The 10,720-nt window shown below is 69.9% G+C and carries 11 protein-coding genes and 1 pseudogene; 3 read left to right on the top strand and 9 right to left on the bottom strand.

The annotated features are described in order from the left end of the window. A pseudogene (locus tag ACFU99_RS02790) lies at positions 1–245 on the top strand (transcriptional regulator); the annotation flags it as partial. A 6-nt stretch (positions 246–251) separates the two neighbouring features. Here ACFU99_RS02790 and ACFU99_RS02785 read toward each other — a convergent pair. The 7 genes from ACFU99_RS02785 to ACFU99_RS02755 form a co-directional block, all read right to left on the bottom strand. Further along, positions 252–866 carry a hypothetical protein gene (locus ACFU99_RS02785; RefSeq protein ID WP_384384745.1) on the bottom strand — a complete coding sequence of 205 codons (615 nt, stop codon included), beginning with the start codon at positions 864–866 and terminating at the stop codon, positions 252–254. A 181-nt stretch (positions 867–1,047) separates the two neighbouring features. Then, positions 1,048–1,809 carry a hypothetical protein gene (locus ACFU99_RS02780; protein ID WP_384384742.1) on the bottom strand — a complete coding sequence of 254 codons (762 nt, stop codon included), beginning with the start codon at positions 1,807–1,809 and terminating at the stop codon, positions 1,048–1,050. Between the two features lie 25 nt (positions 1,810–1,834). After that, positions 1,835–2,443, bottom strand: coding sequence for a hypothetical protein (locus ACFU99_RS02775; RefSeq protein ID WP_384384739.1), 609 nt, complete (start codon positions 2,441–2,443; stop codon positions 1,835–1,837). A 190-nt stretch (positions 2,444–2,633) separates the two neighbouring features. Continuing rightward, positions 2,634–4,937 carry a hypothetical protein gene (locus ACFU99_RS02770; protein WP_384384736.1) on the bottom strand — a complete coding sequence of 768 codons (2,304 nt, stop codon included), beginning with the start codon at positions 4,935–4,937 and terminating at the stop codon, positions 2,634–2,636. 42 nt (positions 4,938–4,979) lie between these two features. Continuing rightward, positions 4,980–5,489, bottom strand: coding sequence for an NUDIX domain-containing protein (locus tag ACFU99_RS02765; RefSeq protein ID WP_384384734.1), 510 nt, complete (start codon positions 5,487–5,489; stop codon positions 4,980–4,982). Positions 5,490–5,785: 296 nt separating this feature from the next. Then, positions 5,786–6,328: a DUF6302 family protein gene (locus ACFU99_RS02760; protein ID WP_384384731.1), complete on the bottom strand. Its 543-nt coding sequence runs from the start codon at positions 6,326–6,328 to the stop codon at positions 5,786–5,788. Next, positions 6,328–6,774 (bottom strand): ATP-binding protein, encoded by a 447-nt coding sequence (locus tag ACFU99_RS02755; RefSeq protein ID WP_384384728.1) that lies wholly within the window; start codon positions 6,772–6,774, stop codon positions 6,328–6,330. The genes ACFU99_RS02760 and ACFU99_RS02755 overlap by 1 nt, the downstream gene beginning before the upstream one ends. 479 nt (positions 6,775–7,253) lie before the next feature. Here ACFU99_RS02755 and ACFU99_RS02750 point away from each other — a divergent pair, with 479 nt between their 5' ends. Together ACFU99_RS02750 and ACFU99_RS02745 are read left to right on the top strand one after the other, a co-directional pair. Beyond that, on the top strand, positions 7,254–8,120 hold the full coding sequence (locus ACFU99_RS02750; protein WP_384384725.1) for a DUF5753 domain-containing protein: 867 nt from the start codon (positions 7,254–7,256) through the stop codon (positions 8,118–8,120). Positions 8,121–8,331: 211 nt separating this feature from the next. Next, positions 8,332–8,535, top strand: coding sequence for a DUF397 domain-containing protein (locus ACFU99_RS02745; protein ID WP_384384722.1), 204 nt, complete (start codon positions 8,332–8,334; stop codon positions 8,533–8,535). A gap of 145 nt (positions 8,536–8,680) precedes the next feature. Here ACFU99_RS02745 and ACFU99_RS02740 read toward each other — a convergent pair whose 3' ends face one another. Both ACFU99_RS02740 and ACFU99_RS02735 read right to left on the bottom strand, forming a co-directional pair. Beyond that, positions 8,681–9,619 carry an SUMF1/EgtB/PvdO family nonheme iron enzyme gene (locus tag ACFU99_RS02740; protein WP_384384720.1) on the bottom strand — a complete coding sequence of 313 codons (939 nt, stop codon included), beginning with the start codon at positions 9,617–9,619 and terminating at the stop codon, positions 8,681–8,683. Between the two features lie 11 nt (positions 9,620–9,630). Then, positions 9,631–10,407, bottom strand: a complete 777-nt coding sequence (locus tag ACFU99_RS02735; RefSeq protein ID WP_384384748.1) for an aminotransferase class IV family protein — start codon at positions 10,405–10,407, stop codon at positions 9,631–9,633. Positions 10,408–10,720 lie beyond the last annotated feature (313 nt).

The raw sequence follows: 10,720 nt of genomic DNA, 5'->3' as shown, positions 1-10,720 counted from the left end.
ACGAGGATCAGTTCGCCACCCACGAACGCAAAGGACGCATGCACACCGACCTCGCGCGTGCCTGGTGGCAATGGGGCAAGGCCGAGCAGACCGCCACCGAACTGCTGCTGGCCCTGCGCGTCTCACCGGGAGAGGTCCGCGACCGGCCGTCGATCCGAAAGATCGTCACCGATCTACGATCCCGCCACCCTCGCGTACCAGGAGTACGCGAACTCATCGCCTCCACCGGGCCGAGCGCCAACTGAGCGACGTCAACCCGGCAAACTCGCACGCCAGTGGCGTACGTATGTCCGCTGCGCGGCGAGGTGAGTCACTACATACCGGTGCTGGGCACAGTCCAAGGCGGCCTCCTCGATGGCGGGCAGCAGCCGGTCCTCCGCGCGCACGAGGACGCCGTCCTCCGCGTACCAGCGGACGGCATCGTCAACGAGCCGAGCGGACACGAGCCGGGCTGTGCGGCAGCGCCATCCCGTGGCGCTGGCGGCGCGAAGACAGTCCGCGACCTCTGCGGGTGAATGCTCCGGCGCCCCGGTCTCGTACCCCTCCCGCAGGCCGAGGCCGACAAGCACTCCGTCATCGGCTCGCCCGGCGGCCGGGGTCCACCCGGTCGCCGTGACCAGCCGGCGTACGGCGGCGTCACACGCCGATGTCTCCGGTGTGCCGTAGGTGCGGCTCGGGTCCCGGTACAGCACCACCTCGCCCACCGGCTCGTCGGCCTCCCCCGGCAAGAAGGCCGCCACCGGCCACGTTCGCGCCAGAGCGGTGAGCGTGCGCTGGGCGTGGTCGACCGGGACGGGGCCGGGCAGGTACAGGGACTGTGTCCATGCTCCCTCTACGGTCCCGGCCTCGGTGTAGGGCGTCGTCACAGGACGACTATGCCCGTTCGTTACCCGGGGCGTGTTGGCGAGATTTCCGGGACTCTCGTGCAGGATCTCCGGCGTTCACGCCGGGGATGCGTCTCCCCCGCGCAGTGCGTTGAGTCCGGAAGCCCGGGAGGGCCAGGCGGCCGGGGCGGAACTTCTGGTGGACTTTAGGCCAGGGCGCACGTCACTTCCAGGGGTCCTGCCAGCCTCTGATCAGCTCCGGGGGGAGCAGGCCGTGGGTGGCCTGCGCCAGACGCAGCACACCCGCCCGTCGGTCGATGAAACTCTCCGCTGCCAAAGCCCGTTCACCGACGCGTACCGCCTGGCGCATCCGGTAGTAGACCGATCCGGGGCCGGCTTTGGCCAGGGCCCGCCACCGTCGGTCGGCGTCCGGCAGGAGCCGCTGGAGGTGGCGGCGGAGCGCGGCGCTCAGCTCTTTCAGCTCCTGGGCGTCCGCCTGGCGGCCGGCGGTCACCTCCCGCGCTGCCTCCAGGTCGACGAGCACGTCCAGGGCGTCGCCGCCGAGGTCCTCGTCGCTGAAGACGGGCCGACCCGGTCCCAGGCGGTGGACCGTGGCCCCGAGCGCGACGACCCACCGGTAGACCGTGCGCTGCTGCGTGCAGGAGTACGCGATCTCTTCCAGCACCGGGACGACCAGGTGAGCAACGGTGCCGTGTCGCAGCAACTCCTCCACGGCAGGCCAGTGCCGGCGGTGGGTGAGCGGCTGGTCAGGCACGTAACAGTCCGCGTAGGTCTGGTCCGGCGCGAGCTGGAGGCGCTGGCGTGTCGCGCGCTCGAAGTCCGCGAGGCCCCGCGGTCCCTGCTGGCGGGGGCGGCAGGTGTACAGCACGGCGGGCGGGGGAGGGGCTGCCGGAGCAGAAGCGGGGGTGAGGGGCTGCCGGAGGTGAGCCGGGGCCTGGTTGGGGGATGAATGCTGCTGCTGCATGGGATGGTCCTTGAGAACGATGGGGTCAGATGATGCGAGGGGTGTTGACGAGAGCGCTGAGGTTGGGGCGCTGTTGCGCGGGACATTGGAGGAGATGGGCGTGACGGCCGTGCCGGAGGACGGTGTCGGCGACGTCCCAGCCCGCTTTGTCGCGGGCGTAGCACATGACCTTCTCCGAGAAGGTGACACCGCGTACCCACAGCACATGGTCGCCCTGGGTGGGCAGATGCCAGGCATAGTCGAGGAGGGCCCAGGCCAGCAGGCGGCCCGTGCGCACGCCGGACTTGGGGTGGGTGAAGAGGGCGGGGATGAAGAGAGCGGGTTCCGCGCGCTGCGACTCGCTCCAGCCCCACTCCGGGGTGGTGGGCAGGACGACGGCGCAGCCCACGATGACGGAGTCGTCGCACAGCAGCCACACCAGCGGACGTCCGTGCTCGTGGTTGCCCAGGTTTGCGAGGACGGTGGCGCGGTCGACATCGAGTTCCACGGGGGTCCGGGTGCGGAGGTCGACGATGCGGTCGTCGATCAGATGGGCGACGGCGGACTGGTCGGCGGCGCGTGCGGCCCGCACCTCGTACGGTGCGGCGCGAAGGGCCGTCCGGTCGGTATCGGCCGGGCGGGTCGGGTAGGGCATGGATGCTTCTTTCAGAGCCGGCGAGGGCGAAGGCCGGGGGAGCAGACGGTGGCCAGAGGCGGTGGGACGGGTGCGACGACGCGGGCCCATGAGGCCCAAGCGGCCTGTGACGTCAGTACGCAGGGGTGCGCGCAGAGCCAGTGGGAGCCGGGGAAACCGGTGTTGGCGCCGGTCTCGGTAGGCGGCTCTGTCAGCCGGCCTCCCAGAGGGCGTCGGCGACGGCGATGAGCGCGGCGGCGTGATGCGCCAGGTTTGGCCCGAAAGTCAGTGAGCGGTAGGGGAGTTCGTTCAGCGCCTCGCGGGTTGCGACATGTGCTCCTCGGGGCCCGTCGGTCAGGCTGAAAAAATCGGAGTAGAGCTCATCTCCCTTACGGGTGATGAATTCGAAGGCGGCGGGGGCGCTGTGGTCGGTTGCCGCGCTAGGGGTGTGCCGGTCGGGCTCCAGGCAGGTGGTCAGCACTCCGGTCGCAGTGCCGTGGTGGGCGAGCGAGAGGCCGAGCCACGAATGGAGCTGGTCGGGATAGAGGTGGACCCGCAGTTCGTCCCCCGTCCCGTTCCGTTCCGGGACGTGGCGACCGGCCCGGAGGGCGTCGCCCACCCGGGGGGCTTGGGTGGGGTGGACCCGCTCGCCGACACAGAAATTGCGGCGCACGACGTCGTAGAGGTCCAGGGTGTCGATCAGTGCCAGGCTGACGGCGGCCGCGGCGGGCCAGGGCAGCAGCCGCACACCGCCTTCCTGGTCCCGATGGACGAAGACGCGGCCGTAGGAGAGCAGCCGGCCCCAGCGGGCATGGGCGAGTACGAGGGCGGCCGTTGTGTCCGCGCCCCTGCGCCCTGCGATCAGCAGGGCCCGGCCCTGGCGCTCGACCGCGGAGGCGCGCACCAGGACCCAGCCTGCGCCCACCAGTTGAGTGCGGACCATATCCCGGGCCAGGCGGGCGGCGGCCAGGGCCACCGGGACGGGCTCGTGCCCGGCGATGGCCAGCGAGTGGCGGGTGGCGTCGATGCTGTAGGCGAGGCGCCCGTCGTCCTGGGCGGCGTAGGCGTATCCGTCGAGGTCGCGGGTGACGGTCAGCCCGTTGCCCGTGTAGCGGACCTCCCGGTCCGGGTGGCCGGCGACGATCCGGGTGATCTCGGCGACCGTCTCGGGCGCGACATGGGCGACGACGGCCGGCTCCGAGGCGGGTGACTGGTCGGGGTAGGGGCAGGGGCAGGGCTCGGTGTCCCACCAGGGCCGGGGATACCTCCGGGCCCAGCCGACGATGTCCGGGTGCGAACTGCCCACCACAACGCGGGCGGTGGTGCCGGGGGCGGTGATACGGGTTGCGGTCAGCATGAGTGGGCCATCTCTGTGGTGACGGGCCTGTCCGTGATCAGGGCCTCGGCGGTGCTGGCCAGGAGGGCGGCGGTGGGACGCGGGTCGTGCAGGCGTACGGAGCGCCACGGGAGAAGCCCGAGGGCGTCGCGTGCGGCCTGGGCGGCGTCGGTCCGCGGCTGGGCGCCGGCCGTCATGGCGAACAGGTCCGGGTGGAGATGGGAGTGGGGGGGCGGTGAAGAAGCCGGCGTGGCCGAGGGGGGCGTCGGGGGCACTGCGGGGGTCCGTCTGCGGGGCGGGCGCATGGCCCCCCATGTGGGGGAGGAGCACGGCGGCCGCGGTGCCGCCCGTGGCGGTGCTCAGGTCGAGCTGGGCGGGGAAGAGCCGTGCGCGCACGGCTTCGCCCACGGCCAGCGGCTGGCGAGCCCCGTTGCGCAGCGCGGCGTTGACCGCGTCGGACTGGTCAGGGTGGGGCCCGTCGCGGAAGGCCCGGCGTGCGTGGTCATAGAGGCCGAGGCTGTCGAGGAGCGGGAGGTCGACGGCGATTGAGGCGGGCCAGGGCAGCAGGCGGACAAGGCCGTCATCGTCGTGACGGACGAACAGGTGACCGTCGCTGAGCACCTGCCATCCCGCGCGGGCCAGGTAGAGGACGGCGGTGGTCGTGCCCGCGCCCGGTGCTCCGGTGATGAGCAGGGCCCGTCCGTCGGCGACGGCGGCGCCGCGCAGCAGGGCCCATCCCTCGCTCTGAAGTTGGGCACGGATCACGTCCCGGGCCAGACGGGCAGCGGCGAGCCCGAGCGCGGCATCGTGCTCGGCCACGATGGTCAAATTCCGGCGGCCCGGATCGGCGCGGTAGGCCAGGCCGCGGTCCGGCTGCACCGCGTAGGTCCGGCCGTCAGCGTCGTGCATGAGCAGAGTGCGGGTGTCCGCGTAGCGGACTTCCTCGTGCTCGTGGCGAGTGACGACTCCTTCGATGATATGTACCTGGTACGGGTTCAGTTCGGCGTGGATCACCGGGATGCCGGTGCCGGTCGAGGCCGTGGGGGTGGGGTCTACGTGCCACATGCCGTGGAAGTGGCGGAGGCACTGGGCGGCGGCCGAGGTGCGGCCGGTCACCGCCACCTGCGCCGGGGGGAGAGCGGCAGCGGTGATGCGTACGGTGCTGGCAGTGTTGTGCACGGGAGCTCCAGGAGATCTGTGCGGTGGCGGTGTGGCGGACGGTCAGGGCGCTGTGCGCCGCCGCCCGGCGTACAGCTCGACCACGTCGTCGTCACGCAGGGCCGCCAGGGCGGCCTTGACCTGCGTGACCTGGGAGGGCGTGCAGAGGTGCTCCAGGTCCATATCGGTTGCCCAGGTGGCGTGGTCGTGCTTCTCGGACAGCACGAGGGCCACGTGGTCCGAGGGAGCCGCGGCGAGGCTGTAGTAGAAGGTGACGCCGCCGATGATCGCGGCCGAGCCCGGCGTGGAGTCCATGGCGCGCAGCGTGGCGGCCGTCGCGGCGAAGGACAGTCCGGTCTGCTCGCGGATGTGCCGGACCAGGGCGTCGGGGAACATCTCGCCCTCTGCCCCTGGTCCGCCCGGCAGCCGGTACCAGCGGTCATCGCTCTCTGCGCGGAGCCGCGGGCGGATGAGCAGTACGCCCGCCTTGCTGACGATCAGGGCCCGCAGCGCGACCGTGTACAACTCCGGATCAAAGGTGAGGCCATTGTGGCTGGCAGCGCTGGCGTTCACGGAAGTCCCTTTCGAATCGAGTGCGGGTGGGGTGGCCGCTCCGGTCCCCACAGGCGGGCGGCCTGGCCGTGTTCGTCGTACGGTGTTAGGGCTCGTTGATTTTCGGTGATCCCCATCAACGGATGGGGTGGCCGTCGTAGCCTCGCCGTACCCCGCGCCGATCTGCCAGTGACGCCAGGGCCCCTTCCGTACCGGGCGTAAATGTGGGGCGCACGCCGTACTCGGGTACGGAAGGGCTGTCCGCCGCGAGAGCCATCATTCCGGCGGCCTCGGCTCCATCACGGCGGACAGCCGGTCTACTCAGCGAACGGCGGCGAATCCCGCGCCCACACCCCCCTTGTGGCGTTGAGGATCGTGGGGCGGCGCGATCCGGAGAAGGCAGGGGAAACAGGGGCCGGGTGCGGCTGTACGAAGGCGTCCATGGCGTCCTGGCTGTAGCCGTAGAAGCGCCCGATCACCGCGGGGTCCTCCCACCACGGGGGAGCGGGTTCGCCCCAGCCGACCACGTGGCGGGCGGCCAGGCCGGTCGACCAGCGGAGACGGAGGTCCGGAAAGCCGGCCCGATCTGCCAGGAGACTGCGCGCCGCTATCGCCAGCGACAGTTCTCCAAAGGACATACACCCGCCGCGGCGCGAGCCGCCGACCGGTACGGCAAGGAGCGGCGCCCGGAAGACGCGGACGGCCACGGCGCCGGTGAGCAGGGCGGGATCGGCCAGCCGGTCCTGGTAGTGCTCGTAGTCGTATGCCTCCTCTGCCGGGAGGAGGGAGACGGTCAGGCCGCGCGGCAGCGGTTCGCAGACCTCGGCCTCCCGTACGGCGGCCCTCATCATCGGCGTCATCAGCTCGCCGCCAATCGCAGTTCACACCAGGTGGTGGCGCCGTGGTCGCTGATGCCCCACGCGCCGTGCCGATCATCTGCGATGGCGTTCACAAGGACCAGGCCGCGGCCGCACTCGTCCGTGTTCCCGGCCGCCCGACAGGCGGGTCGATAGTTCGGTACTCCGTCGTACACGTCGATGCGCAGGTAGCGGGCGACGGGCCCACGGCGGGGCGGACGATCGTCCCGCAGGGAGAGGGAGAGCGTTCCCTTCCGGCCTCCGCTGTGCACGAGGGCGTTGGTGACCATCTCCGAAACGACCAGCTCCGCGTCGTCGGCCACGTCGTCAAGCCCAACGGCGCTCAGGCATTCTCGGACCTGGAGCCTCATGACGCCGACCTGCTCGCATTCCTTGCGGGACGGTTCCTCACCCGACGTTCGCTGTCTGATCTCGAACGTAGCGGTCATGAGGTCGCCGTCGTGGTGAGCGGCGCAAGGGGGCCGTGCGGCAGTCGTTGTCATCACGTCCTCTGGGGGGAGTTGGAGAACCGCGGACATCGCGCCGTTGCGAGGCTCCGCCACCTGTCGCGGGGTTCCGTCCGGACGGCCGGGAGCTCGGGGTTTCCAGGTCGGTTTCGACGTGCGATGCGCGTGCATTGGGGAGGCGATCACGTACTGCGCGGTGAAGGGCATGGCCGTGTCCTCGTCGTCGATGCGGTGGCGGGAGACGTCCGCACCTCGATGGCACGGTGCGTGGGCGCCCAACTTCCGTCAGTTGCGAGGCTTGGAGTATGGCAGCGAAAACTTCGATACGTAAACGGGGATAGCGAAATTTTCGAAGTATCCTTCTTTGGTGTACGAACGGAGCGCGACACGGCTATCGTCGGCGTCTGATGAGGGCCGCATGCGTCGCCCCTGAGTGACGCCACGTGATGACGGGAGTGGGGATGGCAGTCTCCGACGACAGGTCGGTGGCCTTGTGCCGCATCGTATTGCGCCTGGAATTGCGGAGGCTCCGCGAGGCGAAGGAGATGAACGCGTCGTTCGTCGCCAAGAAGTTCGGCTGGTCAACTGCCCGCATGACCCGGTTGGAGACGCAGAACAGCTCGATCGAAGTCCCAGACGTGAAGGCGCTGTGCGAACTCTACGAGGCGCCGCGCGAGCTGCAGGAGCAGTTGGAGAGCTTCGCGCTCATCACCAAGACACGGAAGGACTGGTGGGAAACCCAGCCGTTCAAGGGGACGGTCCCGCACTGGTTCCAGGCATTCCTCGGTCTGGAATCCGCAGCCAGCCAGATCCGCATCTACCAGTCCGAGTTCACCCCCGGCCTCGCGCAGACCCCTGACTACGCTCGCGTCATCCTGAGCCTCTCCGACACCTCGCCGGAAGCCCTTGAGCGAAAGGCGGAAGTGCGACTGAAGCGCCAGAGCATCCTGACGCGAAGCGCGCACGCCCCGCAGGTCGCGATCATCTTGAACGAGGCCGTCATCTGGCGACCGGTGGGCGGCCAGGCCGTCATGAGGCAGCAACTCGACAGCATCTTGGCCCTCGCCGAGCAGCCCAACGTCATCATCCGGGTACTCCCTTACTCGGCGGGGGCCCATCCGGCCATGCACGGGCCCTTCCAGATCTTGAGTTTCACCGACGAGACGGTAGGAGACCTCGTCTACCTGGAAAACCTCGTCGACGCCGGTGTGCTGGCCGACGCGCAGCAGGTCGCCCCCTACGTTCAGGCCTTCGATGCGCTGTCGGACCTGGCCACAACGACCGCTGAATCCGTTGAGATGATCCGGTCCCGTGCCGCGGCCCTGTGACGAGCGGCCAGCGACCGGGCGGGCTCTCGCCGGAGGTGCCCGCGGCCGGGCACTCCGCGAGTGGCTGAGTGTGCAGCCCCGTCCTCAGACCAGCCCATGGCCTAGGGGACACTCTGAGCAACACCGGCAGGCGTGACTGCCTGCATCTCGGCATGCGGACACGCCACCGGGTGGGCATATTAGATGCAACCGCACAAGACGAGGAGTTCCCTTGACAGACCAGCTCAACTGGCGCAAGAGCAGCTACAGCGGCCAGACCGGGGGCGATTGCGTCGAGGTCGCCCAGACCAGCGACGCCGAAGTCCGGGTCCGTGACTCCAAGCGCACCGACGGGCCGCAGTTCGCCTTCACCGCCACGGCATGGACCCGATTCGTCGTCGCGGCCGCCGGCGGAGAACTCGACGGCGTGCAGTAGCCGGAGCATCTCCTTGGCCGGTCGCCACGCACCTATGTGGCACGCCGGCGCCCGTTGCTCCGTCCCTTCCGCCTCGTCAGTGCCGCTGGCGGGGCGGAGTACTGCCGGCACAGAGCTGGCGTTCCCGGGCGCTGAGGTGCCCAGGTCACCCCTGCTGCCGGGGCCGCGCCCCGACGGCAGGATCGTCCGCAGTGACGCACCGGAAGCCGGTGTCGTCGTCCGTCATGGCACTGACGGCATCGTTGAAGGCTGCGGGAGCAGCACGGTCGAACGGGCTGGTAAACGCGCCCCCTTTGAGCTCATGTCGGCCGTTGCCGGATTCAGTGGAGCACCATTCCCAGGTGTTGCCGCACAGATCGTAGACGCCGTACGGACTGACGCCGCTGTGGTACCGGCTGACGGGAGTGGTGTGCCCTATGCCCGATTCGCGGACATTGCATTTCGCGGCGGTGGCCGCACTTCCCCAGGGGTAGACGCCGCCCGACGGCCCCCGTGCCGCCTTCTCCCACTGCTCGCTCGTGGGCAGCGCCTTGCCCGCCCAGGCCGCGTAAGCGGACGCCTGGTCCCACGACACCCACACCACGGGGTGGTTGAAGATGGCGTCCGGACACCGTCCGCCACTCCAGTGCTCAGGGGCGGGGCTGTCGGTGGCCCGCGTGTAGCGGGCGTAGTCGGCGTTGGTCGTAGGGAAGACGTCGATCCAGAACTCGGGCACCCAGCGCCGCTCCGCTTTCTCCCCGGCCAGGTACATGCCCGGCGCGACGAGAACCATCAGTTTGCCGTCCATCGGGTGTGTGCGGTGCTGACGGGCGCCGGAAGCCAGGAGGGTTTCGGTGCGCGGGTCGGTGGCGCTTGCCGCCTGTTCCGTGATCAGAGTGGCAAACCGCTCCTGAACCGCTGCGCTCGCGCACGAAAGGAGGGTGTCCAGGGCCGCCTGGTGCAGCGGCCTCGGGGTCGTACCGCTCCGCTCCCATTTGGTCACCGTACGGCTGCTCACACCGATGTGGGCCGCAAACTGCCGCACCGTCAACCGCTGCACCTCGCGCAGCGCCCTCGTCTCCCGGCCGGTCCAGCGAACTACCATCGCCGATTCCCCTACACCCGCTCGCCTGGCTGACTCAGGTAGCTGTCCCGCATGGCGGCCAGCACCGGATGCTCGGTAGGCAGTGCGACGTCGTCGATGGCCGAGACGGCCCGGATGCCGATGCTCGTGTTGGTGGCGAAGGCGGCCTGCATGGCCCGCGCGGCGTCCACAGGGACAGGGGCGGTGACGTGATCGTGCTGGCGCTGGAGGAGGGCCATGGTGACGCCGGGCAGGACCTCACCCTTGGGCCACACGATGTTGCCCTCGGCGTCGATGAAGCCGACGTTCCACGTCGGGCCTTCGGACACGAGAGCGTCGGGGCCGTAGAAGAGGGCGTCGCTGTACCCGTCGAGCTGGGCGGCGCGGCGGGCGTGGAGCGCTCCGAAGAGCCCGATGTGCTTTACCGACGGGAAATCCCTGACGTACGGGATGGACTTGACCCGCAGCGGCGGCAGAGGCAGCGGCTCGGCACGACGGGTGGTCACCAAGACGGCCGGGGTGGCTGAAGAGGAAGGGTGTCCCATCTCCAGCGCCGGATCGAAGACGGTGACCCGGATGATGAACGAGCCGTCCTGTTGCGTGATGGCCCGCCGGATGTACGTACGGGTCTGCTGCATGTCGAGGTGGGCCCCGAAGACAGCCCGGCAGTCCCTCTCCAGCCGCTCCAGGTGCAGCGCGAGCCCGCGCACCCGCTGGTCGTCCACGCGCATCGAGGTGAAGTGGCCGTAGCCGGTCAGGGCGAGAGGCCGCAGGGCTGCAAGGTCGGTGGGGCGTCCATTGAGTTCCATCACGCGGTTCAGTCTGGCAGGCCGCGCTCGCCGGTACACACCCCAAGCCCCCCTGGATGACGCGAAGTTCGGCAAAAGTTCCGCGCAGCATGTCCGTTCGATTCCTCCCGCGTATCACCTGCTCAGGCGATGAGGCGGAGTCGGCCGGGGCGGCCGGCGGAGATCAACGCCGGCGAAGTTCCACAAAAGTTCCTTCCCTAACCGGCCGCACCGCCGTTACCTGGATACCGAACCGCTACCGGCAGTCATGAGATGTAGCGGGCCCACCGTGGAAGGTGCCCGATGCGCTCCCTGAAACGCGATCCCCTCACGG

The sequence above is a fragment of the Streptomyces sp. NPDC057654 genome (assembly GCF_042800135.1).
In the GTDB taxonomy this organism is placed as follows: Bacteria; Actinomycetota; Actinomycetes; order Streptomycetales; family Streptomycetaceae; genus Streptomyces.
Note: the sequence above shows the minus strand (reverse complement) of the source record. Positions and strands in the feature narration are given on the sequence as shown.

Coding starts and splice junctions, on each gene's coding strand:
- ACFU99_RS02780 (WP_384384742.1), bottom strand. CDS start 1,809: ATGCAGCAGCAGCATTCATCCCCCAACCAGGCCCCGGCTCACCTCCGG.
- ACFU99_RS02775 (WP_384384739.1), bottom strand. CDS start 2,443: ATGCCCTACCCGACCCGCCCGGCCGATACCGACCGGACGGCCCTTCGC.
- ACFU99_RS02760 (WP_384384731.1), bottom strand. CDS start 6,328: ATGACGCCGATGATGAGGGCCGCCGTACGGGAGGCCGAGGTCTGCGAA.
- ACFU99_RS02755 (WP_384384728.1), bottom strand. CDS start 6,774: ATGACCGCTACGTTCGAGATCAGACAGCGAACGTCGGGTGAGGAACCG.
- ACFU99_RS02750 (WP_384384725.1), top strand. CDS start 7,254: ATGGCAGTCTCCGACGACAGGTCGGTGGCCTTGTGCCGCATCGTATTG.
- ACFU99_RS02740 (WP_384384720.1), bottom strand. CDS start 9,619: ATGGTAGTTCGCTGGACCGGCCGGGAGACGAGGGCGCTGCGCGAGGTG.
- ACFU99_RS02735 (WP_384384748.1), bottom strand. CDS start 10,407: ATGGAACTCAATGGACGCCCCACCGACCTTGCAGCCCTGCGGCCTCTC.